An 18,918-nucleotide genomic window follows, 5' to 3' on the forward strand; every position below is an offset into this window, starting at 1 on the left:
CGGGATCATGCGCGTGCTCCGTCCGGTGCGGCTTGCGGCGGCTGCGCGGATGCGGCCGGGTACAGCGACAGGCGCAGGCCGACGAGCGCGTGCAGCGTATCGCGCAGCCGGCGGTGCGTCGCGGGCGTGACCGGCGCCGCGGGCGCGCCGGGCGTCGTGCCGCCGTCCGCCGGCGCGACGGAAGTGCCGGGCAGGTTGCGCCCGGCCACGCGCTGCAGCGCGTCGTCGATCGATGCGAGCAGCGCGGGCGGTGCAGGCTGGCGCGCATTCGCGGCCGCGCAGCGCGTGTAGTGATCGTTGACGCCGGCCAGCACTCGGTCGATCGCATCGGGCACGTCGCCCGTCAGCTTGCGGCGCGAGCGGCGCAGGTCGAGCGCGTTCAGCGCGATGCGCAGGTCGCGGAAGCTCTCGATCGACGGATGGCGGTGGTCGTCCGACGCGCCGAGGCGCGGCAGCAACTGCGTGACGCGATCGAGCATGCGCGATGCATGGTTGCGCTGGTCGTCGAGCGGCTGCGTCGACGCGGAGCGCGCGACGTCCTCCCAGCCCGAGCGCAGCAGGCGCCGCACCGCGAGCTCCGCGCCGAACGGCCGCGTCGCGCGCGTCCATACGTACGCGAACAGCAGCCCGGCGACACCCGCGAGGTTGCTGTTCAGGAACACGAAGAAGTCGGCGTCGTATGCGCTCTGGATGCTGATGAAGGTGGCGGTGTTCACCGCGACGAGCATCGTCACCATGTTGAATTGCGGGCGCGGCAGCAGCGTGCCGATCAGGATGAACGGCCCCGCGAACATCAGCACGAGCATCGGGAAGTCGTGCACGTGCGGCAGCACGACGAACAGGTACAGCCCGGCGAACACGACGCTCGCGGCCGTCGACAGGAAGAACTTGAACACCAGCGGCGCCGGTTCGTCGAGCGCGGCGAAGAAGCTGCACGACACGGCCACGAGCGTGACGGCCGCGGCACCGTCGTGCCAGCCGGACGAGATCCACAGCGAGCACGCGAACACGATCGCGAGCACGACGGTCAGCGTCGAGAACAGCATCATCCCGCGATCGAAGAAGCGTTCGGTGCCGCCGAGCCGCCAGTGCCGGTAGCGCGGCTGCCAGACGCCCGACTCGTTCGCGATCAGCGCGCGCAGCGAGCGGCAGTCCTGCCAGATGTCGATGACCTGGCGCAGCCGCCACAGCGCGTTCGACAGCAGCGCGCCGTCCCAGCTCGCCAGCGCGCCGTCGGCCGGCTGCAGCGCGGCGATGCGTTCGCGCAGGTCGTCCGCGACCGGGTCGTGCGCCATGTCGCCGTCGCTGCCGGCCTTCACGGCCGGCAACGGCGCGTCGAACCACTTCGCCGCGTCGGCGAGCAGCGCGTCGAGCGCCGGCGGCCGCACGTGCAGGTCGCGCATCAGCGCGATCAGCGGATCGGCGAGCGACGACATCAGCGGCAGGAACAGCTGCATCCGGCCGGCGAGTGCCTGCGCGCGGGCGAGCACGCGCGGGTGCGCATGGTCGTAGCTCAGCTGGCTCAGCAGGAATTCGAGGCCGGTGATGGTCGCGGCGAGGCGTTGCCGGCACGCGGACAGCGCCTTGCCCGCGATATGCCCGGACAACGTCTCGCGGCCGTAGAATGCGGCGTCCTTGAACCATGCGTCGGTGCGCTCGATCAGCGTCGGCGCGAGCCGGTTCGGGAACACGGCGCTGCCGACCACGCTCGCGCACACGATGCCGAGCACGATTTCCTCGGTCCGCGCGATCGCGACGTCGAAGATCGTCGACGGATCGGTCACCGTCGGCAGCGCGACTAGCGGCATCGTGTAGCCGGCCAGCATGAACACGTAGCTACGCGCGGTGCGGTCGGAGATCGCGAGATAGAGCAGCGTGCCGCACCATGTCGCGACGATGACGCTGAACAGGAACGGCGTCTCGACGAACGGCGGCACGAACAGGATCGCGGCGGCCGCGCCGAGCGCGGTGCCGAGCGCGCGATACAGCGCCTTCGAGCGCGTCGCGCCGACGAACGGGTTCGACACGATGTAGACGCTCGCCATCGCCCAGTAAGGGCGCGGCAGCTGGAAATACAGGCCGAGGTACAGCGCCAGCATCGACGCGGCGAACGTCTTGCCCGAGAACAGCCAGTCGCGAAGGCTCGGATAGGTCATGACGCGGAGTCGGCGGGGTGGGACGGACGCGACGCCGGATGCTGCGCATCGGCCGCGTTGAACGCGTTCAGCACGCGCAGCGTGGCTTCGAGATCGGCGCGCGTGACGCCCTTGAGCACCCGGGCGCGGAGCACGCGCAGGTCTTCTTCCATCTTCGCGGTGACCGCGCGGCCGGCGCCCGTCAGCGAGATCGTCTTCGCGCGGCGGTCGTGCGGATCCTCGTCGCGGCGTGCGAGGCCGGCCGCGCACAGCTGGTCGAGCAGGCGCACGAGCGACGGCCCCTCGATGCCGACGTGTTCGGCGAGCGTACCCTGGCGCACGCCTTCGCCGAGGCGGCCGGCGATCAGCAGCGGCGTCGCGCAGGCTTCGGATACGTTGTACGCGGTCAGCACGCCGTCGCTCGTGCGGCGCCACTTGCGCGCGGTGAGCACCAGCAGGCTGCTGACGGCGAGGCGGAGGTCGTGCAGATTGGTCATGGGCGAGATGATAGGAGCAAAAACATTCGATAGCAAACTATCGGTTTTGTCACCCGGGTGTCATGCCGCATGCCGGGGCGCCGACCTGCAATGCGCAATTCGGGCGTCCGGCCGAGAGCGGGTCAACCTGTAAGGTCGCAAGCGCGCGGTGCGCCGTGATGCCGCGCGGCAACCCGATGGATCGCCCGGATCGCGCCGTCTGGTCCGACCGGGAGATCGCGCCCGGCGAACGCCGGCTCGCGAGGCCGACGCGTCGCCCGGATCCCCGTCTACCGCACGTACGGCAGCAACGCGCGCAGCCAGTACGCGACCGCCACCGCGCCGCCGTCCGGCGTGCCGATCGCGCGTTCGCCGAGATAGCTCGCCCGTCCCGCACGCGGTGTCATGCCGGCCGTCTGCTGCGCGCCGCGTTCCGCGGCGTCCACCGCGGCCGCCCATGCGCTCGCGGGGTCGCGGTCATGGTCGAGTGCGTGGTCGAACGCATCGGCGGCGGGCAGCAGCGCGTCGAGCATCGTCCGGTCGCCGGCGCGTGCGCCGCCCAGTTCGGCGATTGCATCGGCTGCGCTGCGCAACGCCGCGGCCCAGTCGCGTGCCGACGGCTCGGCGGTATCGGCCGCCGCGGCGAGGCGCCGCGACGCGCGCAGCAGCGCGGTCGCGTAGAACGGTCCCGAACTGCCGGCGATCGCGCGGCGCAATGCGGCGCCGAGCGCCGCGAGCGTGCCGGCCGGCGAGCCGTGCGCGGCGTCAGGCAACGCGAGGATCGCCTGCGCGGCGCGCCGCATGCTCGCGCCGAGATCGCCGTCGCCGGCGGCCGTGTCGAGTTCCGTCAGGGTCGCCTCGTGGTCGATCAACGCCTGCGCGACCGCACGCAGCGCCGGCTGCAGCCGGGCGGCCCACGCATGACCGGCCGCATCGAGCGGCGGCAGCGGCTCGTCGTGCGCGGCGGCCGCGGCCACGCGAATCTGCGCGTTGACGGCGCCGCCGCCGGGCCATGCGCGCGCCTGCGTCGGCGCGTCGAGCAGGGCGATCCGCTCGTCGTTCAAGCGCAGCAGCGAGATCGAGCAGCCGGGCATGTCCAGCGCGGACAGGAACGTGCCGGCCCATGCGCGCGCGACGGTGATACCGCGCCGGCTCAGGTTGTCGTACGCGGCGCGCAGCACGATCGCCAGTTCCATGTCCGGGGTCGCGCCGAGACCGTTGACGAACAATGCGACGCGTTCGCCGCGATCGAGCACGAGGTCGGTGACGATGCTCGACAGCAGCGTCTCGACGAGCGCGTCGGCCGGCATCGGCGCGGTGCGTTCGACGCCTTTCTCGCCATGGATGCCGAGGCCGAGCTCGATCTCGTGTTCGGCGAGGCTGAACCCCGACTTGTCGGCGCCGGGGATCGTGCAGCCGTCGAGCGCGACGCCCATCGTGCCGAGGTCGGCGGCCGCGTCGCGTGCGATCGCCGCGACGCGGACAAGCGGCAGCCCGCGCGCGGCAGCCGCGCCGGCCAGCTTGTGGATCAGCACGGTGCCGGCGATCCCGCGCCGCTGCCCGCGCTCGACGCGGCCGCGCAGCGACACGTCGTCGGCAACGATCACCGTCTCCACCGGAATGCCGTCGGCGCGCGCGAGTTCGGCGGCCAGCCCGAAATTGAGGCGGTCGCCGGTGTAGTTCTTCACGACGAGCAGCGCGCCGTTCGGGCCGGCGCTCGCGCGGATCGCGGCGAGCACGGCTTCGGTCGGCGGCGACGTGAACACTTCGCCGCAAACGGCCGCGCTCAGCATCCCTTCGCCGACGTAGCCGCCGTGCGCGGGCTCGTGACCGCTGCCGCCGCCGGACAGGATCGCGACGGGGCGCCGCGACGGCTCGGGCAGCGGCTGGCGGACGAGCACCTGCTCGTCGCCGAGGATCGCGACATGCGGCGACTGCCGCGCGATGCCTTCGAGCATTTCGCGCACGACGTCGGACGGGTGGTTCACGAGCTTTTTCATGGCGACGGTTTCCTGACGATGGGGCGCAGCCCGGCGGCACGCGTGCGGTGCCGCCGGGGCTGCGTACTGTGGATGGTAGGCGGTGAATGGCAGGCGGCGCGCGCCGAATGCAATGCGCCGCGCTTAGCGTTACGTAACATCGAAGCATTCGTAGCACGAATGTAACGATACCAGCGCCGCTCATGGGCATGAAACGCATCGATCGCGATCGCGTGCAGGCGCTTGTCCGGGCCCGCGGGCGCCGGCACGGCGGCGGGAATGCCCGTGCGCTCGCACCAATGGCATGGAAAATGCTGTTTCTTCCTCCGGTCCTCAATCGAACCTTCCATCGCCCGGACCGCGAGGAGACCACCATGTATCGCACCCGCATTGTCACGTCCGCGGCGTTGCTCGCCGCCGCCGGCGTGCTGGCCGCCTGCGGCGGCAACGACGTCGCCGCGCCGTCGAGCGCCGCCGCGAGCACCAGTGGCGCAACCATCGCGGGCGACGCGCCCGGCAGCAACACGCCGGACGGAGGCTGGGGCACCAGCGGCGCCCCCGGCACGCGCGGCGTCGTGAGTACCGCCGGCGCGCTCGCGGTCGGCGTCGGCTCGACCGTCAGCGCGGCGTCGTTGCCGGTACTCGGCAACGCCGTGACGCGCAGCGCAGGCGACACGATCTCGAGCGTCAGCACGATTTCGCGCGCCGCGACCAATGCGCTCAGCGACGGGCTCGGCAGGATCGGCTCGACGTCCGATCCGGTCGGCACGACGGTTGCCGGCCTCGGCGACGTGGTCGGCGCAACGGCGAATCCGGTCGCGGGCCTCGCGCAGACCGTCCGCGCGCTCGGCTCGGGGCCGCTGGCGCCGCTCGCGCCGGTGACCACCCCCGTCGGCGCGGCGCTCGACACCGTGGCCGGCGGCCTCGGCACGGCGGGCAAGACGGTCGGCGCGACGCTGGCGTCGGGCGCCGTGCAGCAGGTCACGCAGCCGCTCAGCTCGGCCGTCACGCCGCTCGTCATCACGGCCGGCCAGGCGACGCAGCAGATCGGCGCGACCACGGGCCTCGGGCAGCCGGTGGCCGGCCTGCTCGGGCAGGTCGGCGGCGTGCTGGCGACGACAGGGGGGCGGATGGGCTCCGTTTCGTCGCAACCGGCGGTCGGGGCGGTGGGCGAAGTCGTCGGCGCGCTCGGCAATACCGTCACGAACGCAGGTGGACTCGTGAACGCCAACGGCCCGAACGGCGTCGCGCCGATTCCCGGCCTGATCGTGAGTCTCGCGGGCGCTTCCATCACCACCGTGCAGAACGGTCCGTCGAACGGCGCGCCGGGCGGTTCGAGCGCGTCCGGCCCGCTCGGCGGCTTGCTGTCGGGGGCCGGCTCGACGCCGCTCGGGTCGCTGACCGGTGCGCTCGGCAGCGCGGCCGGTGCCGGCGCGGCGAGTCCGCTTGCTCCGGTGACCAATCTCGTGTCGACGGTCACCGGTGTGGTCGATAGTGGCGCGGGCGGCGCCGGTGCCGCGGCGAATCCGCTCGCGCCCGTGACGTCGTTGCTCGGCGGTGTGACGGGCGGCGTCGGGAAATAGCGGCGCACCGCGCGGCGAGCGGCCGGACGACGCGCGGCTCGCCGCTGCGGGAACGCGCGCCGCATCGCCTTCGCCGAGCCACGCCGTCGACGATGCGCGACGATGCGCGACGCGCCGACGCGGCCGTCACCCGCAGCACCTGACGCGCGGCGCCGCGTGCCGCCGCGCGATCGCGCCTACTTGGCTGCCGCGATCGCCTTCGCGCGAATCAAGCGCGCGCGCAGCACATTGCGGCTGATGCCGAGCAGGCGCGCGGCCTGGATCTGGTTGCGGTGACTGAAGTCGAACGCGACCCGCATCACGGTGTCCTCGATATACTCGAACAGGTTCTCGTGCGCCTCGTCGAACAGCGCGCACAGCGCCAGCTCGAGCGCTTCCCGGGCAGGCACCCGGCTCGCTGCTTCCCCCGCGGCCGTGACCGGAACGCACGACGATGCCAGGTTCAGGTCGGTGTCCTGCAGTGCATCGTGACGGCTCACCAGCAGCGCGTGATGCATCACGTTCTCCAATTCGCGGATATTGCCGGGCCACGAATGCGCTTCGAGGCGGCGTGCCGCGCGCGGATCGATGCTGCGCGGCCCGTGGCCGAGGCGGCCGCGGTATGCGTCGAAGAAGTGGCGCGCGAGCGGCAGGATGTCGCCGGGCCGTTCGCGCAGCGATGGCACGTCGAGCCGCACGACGTTGAGCCGGTAGAACAGGTCGCCGCGAAACCGTCCGTCCGCCACCGCCTGCTGCAGGTCGACGTTGGTCGCGGCCACCACGCGCACGTCGATCGGGATGCTCGTGCGCGAGCCGAGCCGCACGACCTCGCGTTCCTGCAATACACGCAGCAGCTTGACCTGCATCGACAGCGGCAGGTCGCCGATCTCGTCGAGAAACAGCGTGCCGCCGTTCGCGGCCTCGAACCAGCCCGGCTTCGTGCCGGCCGCGCCCGTGAATGCACCTTTCTCGTGACCGAACAGTTCGCTGTCGACGAGCGTGTCGGAGAGCGCGCCGCAATTCACGGCGACGAACGGCCCGCCGCCGCGATGGCTGACGTCGTGCACGTGGCGCGCGATCAGCTCCTTGCCGGTGCCGGTTTCGCCGACGATCAGCACGTTCGCGTCGCTCGGCGCGACGCACCGCACGCGCTCGAGTAGCGCGAGCGAACGTGGATCGACGAAGACGTGCGTACGTGGGCGGGCCGGTGCGTGGTGCGCCGGACGGGCGGGAGCGGGCGCGCTATGCGATTCGTCCGGCTGCGCGGTGACGACACGAAGATTGACCGGACGTGGCGTGGCAAACAGTGAAGTCATGGCGATGAAGGCGTAAGTCGATCGAACGGGCCGGACCCGCGCCGACGGGCGCCGCGGTCCGGTTGCTGCCCGGTCAGCAGAGTGTTCAGTGTTTTGCGCCGCACGGGAAACATCGATTTCTGATAACGAAAGCGGGATTGCTGCGCAGGATGCAACGGCGCGGGAACGTGCTGCCGTGACAGCGGATTCGACGGCATTGCGCTCGGCACGACGCGCGCAGGGCGTTGCGATCGGACGGCTGGAGCGCGCGGCACTGCTGATTGAGCAGCAGCGCATCAGCACGGCTGTTTCCGCCGGTTCATCGCCGTGCGGAATATCGATGTGACGTGATTTCCGGAACGCTTGCCACGGCCGGCCATATGGCTGCGGAAGCCGCGCCAGGCGGTCGCTCGAACGATATTTCGTGATGCAGAGGATCGACGCGATCGCGCCTGCGTCGACAATGGCACGCTCCTTGCGGACCCGACACGGTATCGGCGCGGCAACGCGCAGCTCGACAACGGGAACGCATGGCATGAGCAATACCCTCAACGTCGTCGCCATCTCGGGCGGCCTGCAGCGGCCGTCACGCACGCTGGCGCTGACGAACGCGATCGTCAGCGCGCTCGGCGATGCCGTGCCGATCGACGCACGGTCGATCGAACTCGGCGAAATCGGCAGCCGGCTGGCCGGCGCGCTGAAGCGCGCGCAGGTACCGCCCGATCTCGACGCGCTGATCCGCGCGATCGAGACGGCCGATGCGCTCGTCGTCGCGAGCCCCGTGTATCGCGCGTCGTACACCGGCCTCTTCAAGCACCTGTTCGACCTCGTGCATCACGAGTCGCTGGTCGATGTGCCGGTGCTGCTCGCGGCCACCGGCGGCAGCGAGCGGCATGCGCTCGTGATCGACCATCAGCTGCGGCCGCTCTTCAGCTTCTTCCAGGCGCGCACGCTGCCGATCGGCGTGTATGCGGCCGAAAGCGATTTCGACCGCTACGAGATCGCGAACCCCGCACTGCGCGCACGCATCGCGCTCGCGGTCGAGCGCGCGGTGCCGCAGCTGCGTCCGCGCGCGCTTGCCGCCGCGGCCGCGTAGCCCGTCTCTCGTTTTTCCATTCGATCAGGACTTCTCATGAGCATTCAAGAACCTTCGGCCGACGGCGTCAAATTCGCATACTGGGTGCCGAACGTCAGCGGCGGCCTCGTCGTCAGTACGATCGAGCAGCGTACCGACTGGAGCCTCGAATACAACCAGAAACTCGCTCGCACGGCCGAAGCGGCCGGCTTCGACTACGCGTTGAGCCAGATCCGCTTCACGGCCGGCTACGGCGCCGAATACCAGCACGAGTCGGTGTCGTTCAGCCAGGCGCTGCTGCACGCGACGACGAAGCTCAAGGTGCTTGCGGCGATCCTGCCGGGGCCGTGGCATCCGGCCGTGGTCGCGAAGCAGCTTGCCACGATCGACCACATCTCGAACGGGCGCATTGCGATCAACGTGGTGAGCGGCTGGTTCAAGGGCGAGTTCACCGCGATCGGCGAGCCGTGGCTCGAGCACGACGAACGCTATCGGCGCTCGAAGGAATTCATCCAGGCGCTCAAGGGCATCTGGACGCAGGACAATTTCACGTTCAAGGGCGACTTCTACCGCTTCAACGACTACACGCTGAGCCCGAAGCCCGTGCAGAAACCGCACCCGGAGATCTTCCAGGGCGGCAGCTCGCGCGCGGCACGCGACAACGCGGCGAGCGTGTCGGACTGGTACTTCACGAACGGCAATACGCCGGAGAACCTGAAGGCGCAGATCGACGACATCCGCGCGAAGGCTGCTGCGAACAACCATCGCGTGCGGATCGGCGTCAACGCGTTCGTGATCGCGCGCGACACCGAGGAAGAGGCGAAGGCCGTGCTCGACGACATCATCCGGCACGCGCATGTCGAGGCGGTGAATGCGTTCGGCGATGCGGTGAAGGAGGCCGGCAAGGCGTCGCCGGAAGGCGAGGGCAACTGGGCGAAATCCACGTTCGAGGATCTCGTGCAGTACAACGACGGCTTCCGCACGAACCTGATCGGCACGCCGCAACAGATCGCCGAGCGGATCGTCGCGCTGAAGGCGATCGGCGTCGATCTCGTGCTCGCCGGGTTCCTGCATTTCATCGAGGAAGTCGAGTACTTCGGCAAGCGCGTGCTGCCGCTTGTGCGCGAACTGGAAGCGCAGCGGCAGGCGGTTGCCGCGTGATGCGCGGCGCCTGCGCGCTGAGGCGCTGAGGCGCTGACGCGCTGACGCAGGCCGCGCACCGGGCGGGCGAACGGACGGCCTGCGATGAGCATCGCAGGTGAGGCGCCTGACGCTTCCCCTATCGAAACTGGCGGTCGACGGATGCCTGCGCGGCGTCGTCGATCCATGCAGATTTTTGCCGGAAACTCCATGTCCACGGAAATCATCGAAGAACACACGCGGCCGCAAGCAGACGCTGCGCCGGTTCCCGTCATCGGCTCCGATGCCGAAGCGCTCGACGTCGCGCATCAGGTCGCGGCGCGACTCGCCGAACATGCGGCGCTGCGCGATCGCGAACGGAAGCTGCCGTACGACGAAATCGAGTTGTTCTCGTCGAGCGGACTGTGGGGGATCACCGTGCCGCGCGAATACGGCGGCGCGGAAGTGTCGAACGTCACGCTCGCGGAAGTGATTGCGATCGTCTCGCAGGCGGACCCGTCGATCGGGCAGATTCCGCAGAATCACTACTGCCTGATCGAGGATATTCGTCTCGAAGGCAACGATGCGCAAAAACGCTTCTTCTTCGATCTCGTGCTGAAGGGCGCGCGCTACGGCAACGCGTTTTCGGAAGCGGGCGGCAAGAACGTGCTCGACATCCGGACGCGCGTGCGCCGCGACGGCGACGGATTCGTGCTGAACGGCCGCAAGTTCTACTCGACCGGTACGCTGTTCGCGCACTGGATTCCGGTGCTGGCCCTCGACGAGGCGGACCAGGCGGTACTTGCATTCGTGCGGCAGGGCGCGCCGGGGCTTACCGTGGTCGACGACTGGAGCGGCTTCGGCCAGCGCACCACCGCGAGCGGCACGGTGATCGCCGAGAACGTGCGCGTGAGCGCGTTCGAGATCTTCCATACGCAGCGTTCGTACGATCGTCCGACCTTCGCGGGCCCGTTCGCGCAGATCACGACGGCCGCGATCGATCTCGGCATCGCGCGCGCCGCGCTGCAGGACACGATCGCGTTCGTGCAGCAGCATGCGCGGCCCTGGATCGACAGCGGCGTCGAGCGCGCGAGCGAGGACCCGCTGACGATCGCGCAGATCGGCGACATCGCGTACCGCGTGCATGCGGCCGAAGCGCTGCTCGCGCGCGCGGGGCGCTTCGTCGACGTCGCGAAGCGCGAGCCTGACGAGGACACGGTCGCGCAGGCCGCGATCGCCGTCGGCGAGGCGAAGATCGCGACGACCGAGGTATCGCTGCTCGCGGCGAGCAAGCTGTTCGAACTGGGCGGCAGCAAGTCGACGCTCGCGAAATACAACTTCGACCGCCACTGGCGCAACGCGCGCGTGCATACGCTGCACGATCCCGTGCGCTGGAAATACCACGCGGTCGGCAACTACTACCTCAACGGCGTGAAGCCCGCGCGCCATTCGTGGAACTGACGAACCCGCGCCGGCGGCGCTGCCGCGACGTCGTTCCGATGTTCGCCGCGGCGCGCATTTTCGGACGGGCACACGCAGCGGCCCGCGTTGAGGCCATGCCACGGACGCGGCACACGCCGCGCCGCCCCAATCATGACAAGGTGAATCGATGAGCCATCCAGCCACACCCGCGCAGGCGCTGCCCGCGCCGGGCACCGCGCCGCAGGCAGGCGGCCTGCGGCGCAATTACCTGAGCCTGCCCGAGCTGATCGCGCAGTCGATCGGCCTCGTCGGCGTGTCGGGCGGGATCGGCGTGCTGATTCCCGCCGTGTTCGCGACGGCCGGCAACGGCACCTGGCTCGCGTACCTGTTCGCGATCGTCGCGCTGCTGTTCTCGTCGTGGAGCATCTCGGTGTTCGCGCGCGATTCGGCGTCGCCGGGCGCGCTGTATGCATACGTGTCGGCCGGCATCGGGCCGACCTGGGGCGCCATCTGCGGCTGGTCGCTGCTGATCGCCTATGCGGTGGCCGCGGCGGGCATCCTGCAGGGCACGATCAACACGTTTCTCGTGCTCGGCCGCGAAACGGGGCTGCTCGGCGGCGCCACGCCGCTCGGCACGGTGCTCGGCCTCACGGTCGTCACCGCGTTTGCCGCGTGGTACATCGCGTTTCGCGACATCCGGCTGTCCACGCGCTTCACGCTGTTCGTCGAGCTCGCGACGCTGCTGCTGATCGCCGCCGTCGTGATCGGAACGATCGCATTCGGCGGTCATCCCGTCGATCGTGCGCAGCTCACGCTCGAAGGCGTGAAGCCGACGCAGCTGCAGCTCGGGATGGTGCTGGCGTTCTTCAGCTTCACCGGGTTCGAGAGCGCGACCGTGCTCGGCGCCGAGGCGCGCGACCCGTTCCGCGCGATTCCGCGTGCGGTGCTGATCAGCGTGGTCGGGCCGGCGCTGCTGTTCGTGGTGGGCGCGTACGGGATGGTCGGCGCGTTCCACGGGCAGACGCCGCCGCTCGATCGCGTCGACGGGCCGCTCGCGGTGCTCGCGCATCGGCTGGGCGCCGGGTGGGTCGGGGTGCTGATCGACGCAGGGGTGGCGCTCAGCTTCTTCGCGGCGTTCTTCTCGTCGATCAACGCGGCGGCGCGCATCGTCTATACGTTCGGGCGGCAGGGCGTGCTGCATGCGTCGACCGGGCGCGCGCACGAGACGAACGCGACGCCGCACGTCGCGGTCGCGCTGATCGCGGTGCTCGCGCTGGCGACGGCGCTGGTGCTGACCGCACGCGGCACGGCGCTGCTCGATTCGTACGGCTATCTCAGCTCGATCGCCACCTACGGCTGGCTGCTCGCCTACGTGCTGGTCGCGATCGGCGCGCCGCTCTATCTGCGTCGGCAACGCAGGCTTCGCGCGCGGCACGTCGCGATCAGCGTCGTCGCGGTCGTGCTGCTCGCGATTCCGCTCGCCGGCAGCGTGTATCCGGTGCCGGACGGCGTCTATGCATGGCTGCCATACGTGTTCGTCGCGTTGCTGGCGGTCGGGCTCGCGTGGTTCGTGGTGCTGCGCGTGCGGTTTCCGGAGCAACTGCGCGACCTGGAGGCCGAATTGCTGACGAAGTGAACGCGCGGCGGCGCGATGTACCTCGATACGTGCGTCGCGGCCGTCACGCCACACCCGCCATGCTCGACGCCTCGACGAGCATCTGCATGCCGAGGCCGCCGAGCACCGCGCCCATCGCCCAGCGTTGCGCGAGCAGCAGCGCCGGCCGCCCGTGCAGGAACGTCGCGATGCGGCTCGAGCCGATCGCGACCAGTCCGTTCGCCGACACGAACGCCGCGATCAGCAATGAGCCGAGAAAGAGCGACTGGCCGAACACGCTGCCTTGCCGGTAATCGATGAACTGCGGCAGCAGCGACACGAACAGCATCGCGAGCTTCGGATTCAGCACGCTGGTCGTCGCGCCCATCGCGAGCAGCCGCAGTGGCTGCTCGTTTGGCAGCGTCTTCACCTCGAACGGTGAACGGCCGCCGGGCCGGACAGCCTGCCACGCGAGGTAGAGCAGATATGCGGCGCCCACCACGCCGAGCACGGTGCCCGCGTACGGCACGCTCAGGAACAGCGTCGTGATCCCGAACGCGGCGCCGAACATGTAGAACAGATAGCCCACCGTCACGCCCGCCAGCGAAATCATCCCGGCGGTGCGCCCTTGCGCGATCGAGCGCGACATCACGTAGACCATGTTCGGCCCCGGCGTGATCGCGAGCATGCCGCCGATGACCAGGAATCCGTAGAGCGAGCCGGAGGTATGCATGGTTACAGCTTCCCGCGATGAATGTCGATGACGTCCATTGTCCGGCGTTGGAGGAGGACAGTAAAACGGGATAAACTGAATCGATTGATCAGATTTTCTGAATGACATGAAAAAGCTCGACCTCGATGTGCTGGCGATGGTGGTGGCCGTGGCGGAGTCCGGTTCGTTCGCGCAGGGCGCGCAGGCGGTGCACCGGTCGCCGTCGGCGGTGAGCATGCAGATCAAGGCGCTGGAGGATGCACTCGGCAAGCCGCTGTTCATCCGCGACACGCGCAACGTCACGGCCACCGACGACGGCCGCATGCTCGCCGAATACGGCCGCCGGATGCTGGCGCTGCGCGACGAGGCGTGGGCGTCGGTCGTGCGGCCGGAGATCCGCGGGCGCGTGACGATCGGCGTGCCGGACGACTACATCTCGTCGCTGCTGCCGCAGGTGCTCGGCAAGTTCGCCGCGATGCATCCGCGCGTCGAAGTGCGCGTGATCGGCCAGCCGAGCAGCGCGCTGGTGCCGATGCTGAAGGACAACACCATCGATCTGGCCTGCCTCACGCGCATCAAGGGCGTGACCGGCGAGCTGGTGCGGCGCGAGCCGATCGTGTGGACCGGCTCGGCGAAACGGAACGTATGGGAAGAGCGGCCGCTGCCGGTCGCGCTCTTCACGCACGGCAGCATGGCGCGCGATCACGCGCTCAAGGCGCTGAACCGGCAGAAGATTCCGTTCCGGATGTCATACGAAAGCCCGAGCTTCCTCGGCTTGCTCAGCATGGTCGAGGCCGGCCTCGCGATCGCGCCGCTCGCGCGCTGCAGCATTCCCGCGCATCTCGTCCGGCTGTCGCAGAACGAAGGGCTGCCGCCGCTCGACGCGGTCGAGGTCGTGCTGGCGCGCAGCGCGCAATCGGCGCGCCCGCTGTGCGACTACCTCGCCGAACAGATTCTCGACGAATGGCGCGCGTGAGCGCGCCGCGCGGCTGCCTGCGCGTCAGCACGTCAGCACGAATTCAGCAGCCATTCCCGAAACGCGACCAGCGACGGCAGTGTGTCGTTTTCCGGCGGATACACGAGGTAGTAGCTGCGCTGGCTGGTGATCGCGTCGCCGATCGACACGAGCTCGTTGCGGCTCAGCTCGTCTTCCACCAGCACCTTCGGCACGAGGCCGATCCCCATTCCCGCCCGCACGGCCTGGATCAGGTGCGACGTCAGCTCGAAACTGGGACCGATGCGCATCTCGCGATGATCGAGCCCGAAATGCGAGAACCATTCGGCCCACGCGTGCTGATTGCTCGTCACGCCCAGCAGCGTCTGCCCGGCCGCCCATGCCGGCGCGCGCGGGCCGGCCTTGCGGCGCCCGACTGACTCGGGGCTCGCGATCGCGATCAGGAACTCGTTGTACAGCCGGTGCGCGTGCAGGCCGGGCCAGTCGCCCGCGCCGACGGTGATGGCCGCGTCGAGATCGTCTGTATGGAAGTCGATGCCGCCGATCCGCGAATGCAAGTGCACGGTCACGCCCGGATGCGCGGCATAGAAATCGTGCAGGTGCGGCAGCAGCCATTTCGAGCCGAAGGTCGGCAAGGTCGCGAGCCGCAGCGTGCCGGCGCCGGCCTGGTGCGACATCGCCTGCAGCGTCGCGCCGCGGATGCGCCCGAGCGCGCCGCTCAGCTCGACGAAGTAGCGCCGGCCGACTTCCGTCAGCTTCACGGAGCGGCCTTCACGCCGGAACAGCGGCACGCCGAGCTGATCCTCGAGCGTCTGGACCTGCCGGCTGATCGCGCTCTGGCTCAGCGACAGCTCGTCGGCCGCACGCGTGTAGCTTTCGTGGCGCGCGGCGGCCTCGAACACCAACAGCAGCGACATGGACGGGGTCAGGCGACGGTAATTCATGAGTTTTATGCAAGTTTTGCCGGGGGAGAATTCGTTTGTTTCTCGCGCTGATTCGCACGATACTGGATTTCCGGGCTGCGTGGAATCTTGCTCAAAACTCATGTTTTCGATCGAGGCCGCGCACCGGCTCCCTCCACATTGCGCTTTCATCCCATGCCGATCGCTCCGTTGCCCCGTCCCGCCAGCCCGCCCGAGGCTCGTTACCGCGACTTTCTCGCCGCCCTCCAGGCGGCCGGATTCGCCGGCGAAATCCGCGCGGACCATGCGAACCGGACCGTGCAGGCGACCGACAACTCGATCTACCAGCGCCTGCCGCAGGCAGTGATCTGTCCCGCGCATGCGGACGACGTGCGGCTGCTCGCGCGCCTGCTCGCCGAACCTGCGCACCGCGACGTCGCGGTGGCGGCGCGCGGCGGCGGCACGGGTACCAACGGGCAGTCGCTGACCGACGGCGTGGTCGTGGACCTGTCGCGCAACATGAACCGGATCCTGGAGATCAACGCCGGCGAGCGCTGGGTGCGCGTGCAGGCGGGCGTCGTCAAGGACCAGCTCAACGCCGCGCTGAAGCCGCATGGCCTGTTTTTCGCGCCCGAACTGTCGACGTCGAACCGCGCGACGGTCGGCGGGATGATCAACACCGACGCGAGCGGGCAGGGCAGCTGCACGTACGGCAAGACACGCGACCACGTGCTCGCGCTCGACTTCGTGCTGATGGGCGGCGAGCAGCTGCACAGCGACGCGCTCGCGGACGACGAACTGGAACGCCGCTGCGCACGGCAGGACCGGGTCGGCAAGGTCTATCGCGCCGCGCGCCGCATCAGCGACGAAAAGGCCGCGCTGATCGACGCGAAGTTTCCGAAGCTCAATCGCTGCCTGACCGGCTACGATCTCGCGCACCTGCGCGAACCGGACGGCCGCTTCAACCTGAACAGCGTGCTGTGCGGCGCCGAAGGCTCGCTCGGTTTCGTGGTCGAGGCGAAGCTGAACGTGCTGCCGATCCCGAAGTATTCGGTGCTGGTCAACGTGCGCTACGCCGGCTTCATGGACGCGCTGCGCGATGCGCGCGCGCTGCTCGAACTCAAGCCGTTGTCGATCGAGACGGTCGACTCGAAGGTGCTGATGCTCGCGATGAAGGACTTCGTGTGGAGCAGCGTGGCCGAGTATTTCCCGCAGGACGATGCGCGTCCGACGCTCGGCATCAACCTGATCGAATTCTGCGGCGACGACGCCGGCGACGTCGATGCGCGCGTGCGTGCGTTCGTCGAGCATTTGCGCACCGACACGAGCGTCGAGCGCCTCGGCCACACGGTCGCGACCGGCGACGACGCGGTGAAGCGCGTGTACGCGATGCGCAAGCGCGCGGTCGGCCTGCTCGGCAACGTGCAGGGCGAGGCGCGCCCGCAGCCGTTTGTCGAGGACACCGCGGTGCCGCCCGAGAATCTCGCCGCGTACATCGCCGAATTCCGCGCGCTGCTCGACGGCCACGGGTTGCAGTACGGGATGTTCGGCCACGTCGACGCGGGCGTGCTGCACGTGCGTCCGGCGCTCGACATGAAGGACCCGAAGCAGGCCGCGCTGGTGCGGCCGGTGTCGGACGCGGTGGCCGAACTCACGCAGCGGCATGGTGGCCTTCTATGGGGCGAGCACGGCAAGGGCGTGCGCTCCGAATATGCGCCGGCGTTCTTCGGCGAGCTGTATCCGTCGCTGCAGCAGCTGAAGGCCGCGTTCGATCCGCACAACCAGTTCAACCCGGGCAAGATCGCGACGCCGCCGGCGCCCACGCTGCGGCTCTTGAAGATCGACGAGGTGCCCACGCGCGGCGATCACGACCGGCAGATCGACGAGCGCGTGTGGCAGAGCTACGGCACGGCGATGCACTGCAACGGCAACGGCGCGTGCTACAACTTCGATCCGGACGACGCGATGTGCCCGTCGTGGAAGGCGACGCGTGAACGCGTGCAGTCGCCGAAGGGGCGCGCGTCGCTGATGCGCGAATGGTTGCGTCTGCAAGGACAGGCCGGCGTCGACGTCGTCGCGGCCGCGCGTGCGCGACAGCCGTTCCTGCGCGGTTTCGCGCAACGCTGGCGCAACAGCCGCGCGGCGCGCAACGGCGAAGCCGACTTTTCGCACGAGGTGTACGACGCGATGGCCGGCTGCCTCGCGTGCAAGTCGTGCGCGGGGCAGTGCCCGGTCAAGGTCAACGTGCCCGAGTTCCGCTCGCGCTTTCTCGAGCTGTATCACCAGCGCTACTTGCGGCCGCTGCGCGACTACCTGATCGGCTCGCTCGAATTCACGATGCCGTGGATGGCGCGCGTGCCCGCGCTGTACAACGGCCTGATGCGCGCCGGCTGGGTGCGCACGCTGCTCGAGCGGCACGTCGGCATGGTCGATAGTCCGCTCCTGAGCCGCTTCGACCTCGCGGCCGTGATCCGGCAATGGAAGGTGCGGCCGGCCGAGCCGCAGGCGCTCGCCGCGTTGAGCGATGCGCAGCGCGCACGCAGCGTCGTCATCGTGCAGGACACGTTCACGCGTTATTTCGACACCGAGCAACTGGCGACGCTGATCGAACTGGCCGCGCGTATCGGCTTCCAGGTGTGGCTCGCGCCGCTCGCGCCGAACGGCAAGGCGCTGCACGTGCAGGGCTTTCTTCGCGCGTTCGGGCAGGCGGCGATTCGCAACGCGACGCAACTGGCCGCGCTCGCGCGCTCGGGTGTCGCGCTCGTCGGCCTCGATCCGGCGATGACGCTCACGTATCGGCAGGAATACCTGAAGGTGACGGGGCTCGCCGACGTGCCGAAGGTCGCGCTGCCGCAGGAGTGGTTGCTGGATGCGATGCCGGAGGCCGGGGCGGGCGCGCTCGGCGTATCGGCAGCGTACCGGCTGCTGCCGCATTGCACCGAGAAGACCAACGCGCCCGACAGCGGCAGGCAGTGGGCGCAGGTGTTCGCGCGTCGCGGGTTGCGCCTGGCGGTTCAGGCGGCAGGGTGCTGCGGGATGTCGGGGACCTACGGGCACGAGGCGCGCAACCTGCAGACGTCGCGCACGATCTATGCGCAATCGTGGGCCGCGCATGTCGATGCGCCGGAAGTGGAGGGTGAAGCGCTGGCGACCGGGTATTCGTGCCGCAGCCAGGTGAAGCGCATGTCCGCGCGGCAGGTGCGTCATCCGCTGCAGGCGCTGCTCGAGCACGTGCGTGCGGCAGCGTGACGGGCGGGCCGCGAGCGCGGCGTGGCAGCGCGCGTGACGGTGTCGAGCGGCACCGGCGATGCCGCTACCGACCGCTGCGGCTCAGGAGCCGGCTTTCGCGGTCTTTCGCGTGCGCGGCTTGTCCGCGACCGGAAACGCGCCGACGCCGCGCGGCCGTTTCGGCTCGATGCCCGTCTTGCCGATCACGTGCCGGAAATCGATCTCGTGCGCGGCGAGCGCGCCGATGAGTGTCGCGATGACCGCGAGGTGGGAAGGGACGGTGCCCTTGCTCGAATAGTTCGTGATGGAACTTTCGTTCATCCGGATCAGCCGGGCGAACTCGCGCGCCGTCAACTGCGCTTTCTTCAACTCCTGTTGAAATTCCGCGTACGCCATTGCACACATGTCGCCTCGTCTCCGCAAAACTTGAATCGGCCCCGCGCGACGCCGGCGCAAACGGGTGG

The 18,918-nt window shown here is 69.5% G+C and carries 16 protein-coding genes; 8 read left to right on the forward strand and 8 right to left on the reverse strand.

Annotated elements, in window-relative coordinates; translation table 11 throughout:
• Positions 1 to 5: 5 nt before the first annotated feature.
• The 4 genes from DIE12_RS30670 to DIE12_RS30685 form a co-directional block, all read right to left on the reverse strand.
• Positions 6 to 2,156, reverse strand: coding sequence for an FUSC family protein (locus tag DIE12_RS30670; protein WP_124489328.1), 2,151 nt, complete (start codon positions 2,154 to 2,156; stop codon positions 6 to 8).
• Positions 2,153 to 2,632 carry a MarR family winged helix-turn-helix transcriptional regulator gene (locus DIE12_RS30675; RefSeq protein ID WP_124523096.1) on the reverse strand — a complete coding sequence of 160 codons (480 nt, stop codon included), beginning with the start codon at positions 2,630 to 2,632 and terminating at the stop codon, positions 2,153 to 2,155. The genes DIE12_RS30670 and DIE12_RS30675 overlap by 4 nt, the downstream gene beginning before the upstream one ends.
• 269 nt (positions 2,633 to 2,901) lie before the next feature.
• On the reverse strand, positions 2,902 to 4,611 hold the full coding sequence (locus tag DIE12_RS30680; protein ID WP_124523098.1) for a dihydroxyacetone kinase family protein: 1,710 nt from the start codon (positions 4,609 to 4,611) through the stop codon (positions 2,902 to 2,904).
• Positions 4,608 to 4,940, reverse strand: coding sequence for a hypothetical protein (locus DIE12_RS30685; protein WP_124523100.1), 333 nt, complete (start codon positions 4,938 to 4,940; stop codon positions 4,608 to 4,610). Before DIE12_RS30685 ends, DIE12_RS30680 begins: the two co-directional genes overlap by 4 nt.
• Positions 4,941 to 4,964: 24 nt before the next feature.
• Here DIE12_RS30685 and DIE12_RS30690 point away from each other — a divergent pair, with 24 nt between their 5' ends.
• Positions 4,965 to 6,173, forward strand: coding sequence for a collagen-like triple helix repeat-containing protein (locus tag DIE12_RS30690; protein ID WP_124523102.1), 1,209 nt, complete (start codon positions 4,965 to 4,967; stop codon positions 6,171 to 6,173).
• Positions 6,174 to 6,349: 176 nt separating this feature from the next.
• Here DIE12_RS30690 and DIE12_RS30695 read toward each other — a convergent pair whose 3' ends face one another.
• Positions 6,350 to 7,468 (reverse strand): sigma-54-dependent Fis family transcriptional regulator, encoded by a 1,119-nt coding sequence (locus tag DIE12_RS30695; protein ID WP_124523104.1) that lies wholly within the window; start codon positions 7,466 to 7,468, stop codon positions 6,350 to 6,352.
• Positions 7,469 to 7,556: 88 nt separating this feature from the next.
• Between DIE12_RS30695 and DIE12_RS30700 the strand changes: the two genes are divergently transcribed.
• The 5 genes from DIE12_RS30700 to DIE12_RS30720 all read left to right on the forward strand — a co-directional run bounded on the left by DIE12_RS30700 (position 7,557) and on the right by DIE12_RS30720 (position 12,699).
• Positions 7,557 to 7,793, forward strand: a complete 237-nt coding sequence (locus DIE12_RS30700) for a hypothetical protein (RefSeq protein ID WP_124523106.1) — start codon at positions 7,557 to 7,559, stop codon at positions 7,791 to 7,793.
• Positions 7,794 to 7,982: 189 nt separating this feature from the next.
• Positions 7,983 to 8,543, forward strand: coding sequence for an FMN reductase (gene msuE, locus DIE12_RS30705; RefSeq protein ID WP_124523108.1), 561 nt, complete (start codon positions 7,983 to 7,985; stop codon positions 8,541 to 8,543).
• Positions 8,544 to 8,579: 36 nt separating this feature from the next.
• Positions 8,580 to 9,683, forward strand: coding sequence for a dimethylsulfone monooxygenase SfnG (gene sfnG / locus DIE12_RS30710; protein WP_044848650.1), 1,104 nt, complete (start codon positions 8,580 to 8,582; stop codon positions 9,681 to 9,683).
• A 189-nt stretch (positions 9,684 to 9,872) separates the two neighbouring features.
• Positions 9,873 to 11,102: an SfnB family sulfur acquisition oxidoreductase gene (locus DIE12_RS30715; RefSeq protein WP_124523110.1), complete on the forward strand. Its 1,230-nt coding sequence runs from the start codon at positions 9,873 to 9,875 to the stop codon at positions 11,100 to 11,102.
• A 148-nt stretch (positions 11,103 to 11,250) separates the two neighbouring features.
• The gene (locus DIE12_RS30720) at positions 11,251 to 12,699 is read left to right on the forward strand and encodes an APC family permease (RefSeq protein WP_124489320.1); all 1,449 of its coding nucleotides are present in this window, start codon (positions 11,251 to 11,253) and stop codon (positions 12,697 to 12,699) included.
• A 43-nt stretch (positions 12,700 to 12,742) separates the two neighbouring features.
• Here DIE12_RS30720 and DIE12_RS30725 read toward each other — a convergent pair whose 3' ends face one another.
• Positions 12,743 to 13,390, reverse strand: coding sequence for a LysE family translocator (locus DIE12_RS30725; RefSeq protein WP_124523112.1), 648 nt, complete (start codon positions 13,388 to 13,390; stop codon positions 12,743 to 12,745).
• Positions 13,391 to 13,496: 106 nt separating this feature from the next.
• Here DIE12_RS30725 and DIE12_RS30730 point away from each other — a divergent pair, with 106 nt between their 5' ends.
• Positions 13,497 to 14,345 (forward strand): LysR substrate-binding domain-containing protein, encoded by an 849-nt coding sequence (locus tag DIE12_RS30730; RefSeq protein ID WP_124489318.1) that lies wholly within the window; start codon positions 13,497 to 13,499, stop codon positions 14,343 to 14,345.
• 32 nt (positions 14,346 to 14,377) lie between these two features.
• Here DIE12_RS30730 and DIE12_RS30735 read toward each other — a convergent pair whose 3' ends face one another.
• Positions 14,378 to 15,268 (reverse strand): LysR substrate-binding domain-containing protein, encoded by an 891-nt coding sequence (locus tag DIE12_RS30735; RefSeq protein ID WP_124523114.1) that lies wholly within the window; start codon positions 15,266 to 15,268, stop codon positions 14,378 to 14,380.
• A 153-nt stretch (positions 15,269 to 15,421) separates the two neighbouring features.
• Between DIE12_RS30735 and DIE12_RS30740 the strand changes: the two genes are divergently transcribed.
• A complete protein-coding gene (locus tag DIE12_RS30740) occupies positions 15,422 to 18,475 on the forward strand; it encodes an FAD-binding and (Fe-S)-binding domain-containing protein (protein WP_124523116.1) in 3,054 nt (1,017 codons plus the stop codon).
• Between the two features lie 81 nt (positions 18,476 to 18,556).
• Here the strand turns inward: DIE12_RS30740 and DIE12_RS30745 are convergent, their stop codons facing one another.
• Positions 18,557 to 18,859 (reverse strand): XRE family transcriptional regulator, encoded by a 303-nt coding sequence (locus DIE12_RS30745; RefSeq protein WP_124489315.1) that lies wholly within the window; start codon positions 18,857 to 18,859, stop codon positions 18,557 to 18,559.
• Positions 18,860 to 18,918: the final 59 nt, after the last annotated feature.

Origin of the sequence: Burkholderia sp. Bp9015, from assembly GCF_003853505.1 — a bacterium.
Taxonomy (GTDB): domain Bacteria; phylum Pseudomonadota; class Gammaproteobacteria; order Burkholderiales; family Burkholderiaceae; genus Burkholderia.

Excerpts from the sequence above, each read along its gene's own strand:
- msuE (WP_124523108.1), top strand. The coding sequence starts at position 7,983 with ATGAGCAATACCCTCAACGTCGTCGCCATCTCGGGCGGCCTGCAGCGG.
- DIE12_RS30680 (WP_124523098.1), bottom strand. The coding sequence starts at position 4,611 with ATGAAAAAGCTCGTGAACCACCCGTCCGACGTCGTGCGCGAAATGCTC.
- DIE12_RS30720 (WP_124489320.1), top strand. The coding sequence starts at position 11,251 with ATGAGCCATCCAGCCACACCCGCGCAGGCGCTGCCCGCGCCGGGCACC.
- sfnG (WP_044848650.1), top strand. The coding sequence starts at position 8,580 with ATGAGCATTCAAGAACCTTCGGCCGACGGCGTCAAATTCGCATACTGG.
- DIE12_RS30730 (WP_124489318.1), top strand. The coding sequence starts at position 13,497 with ATGAAAAAGCTCGACCTCGATGTGCTGGCGATGGTGGTGGCCGTGGCG.
- DIE12_RS30715 (WP_124523110.1), top strand. The coding sequence starts at position 9,873 with ATGTCCACGGAAATCATCGAAGAACACACGCGGCCGCAAGCAGACGCT.
- DIE12_RS30675 (WP_124523096.1), bottom strand. The coding sequence starts at position 2,632 with ATGACCAATCTGCACGACCTCCGCCTCGCCGTCAGCAGCCTGCTGGTG.
- DIE12_RS30685 (WP_124523100.1), bottom strand. The coding sequence starts at position 4,940 with ATGGAAGGTTCGATTGAGGACCGGAGGAAGAAACAGCATTTTCCATGC.
- DIE12_RS30690 (WP_124523102.1), top strand. The coding sequence starts at position 4,965 with ATGTATCGCACCCGCATTGTCACGTCCGCGGCGTTGCTCGCCGCCGCC.
- DIE12_RS30735 (WP_124523114.1), bottom strand. The coding sequence starts at position 15,268 with ATGAATTACCGTCGCCTGACCCCGTCCATGTCGCTGCTGTTGGTGTTC.
- DIE12_RS30745 (WP_124489315.1), bottom strand. The coding sequence starts at position 18,859 with ATGTGTGCAATGGCGTACGCGGAATTTCAACAGGAGTTGAAGAAAGCG.
- DIE12_RS30725 (WP_124523112.1), bottom strand. The coding sequence starts at position 13,390 with ATGCATACCTCCGGCTCGCTCTACGGATTCCTGGTCATCGGCGGCATG.
- DIE12_RS30740 (WP_124523116.1), top strand. The coding sequence starts at position 15,422 with ATGCCGATCGCTCCGTTGCCCCGTCCCGCCAGCCCGCCCGAGGCTCGT.
- DIE12_RS30695 (WP_124523104.1), bottom strand. The coding sequence starts at position 7,468 with ATGACTTCACTGTTTGCCACGCCACGTCCGGTCAATCTTCGTGTCGTC.
- DIE12_RS30670 (WP_124489328.1), bottom strand. The coding sequence starts at position 2,156 with ATGACCTATCCGAGCCTTCGCGACTGGCTGTTCTCGGGCAAGACGTTC.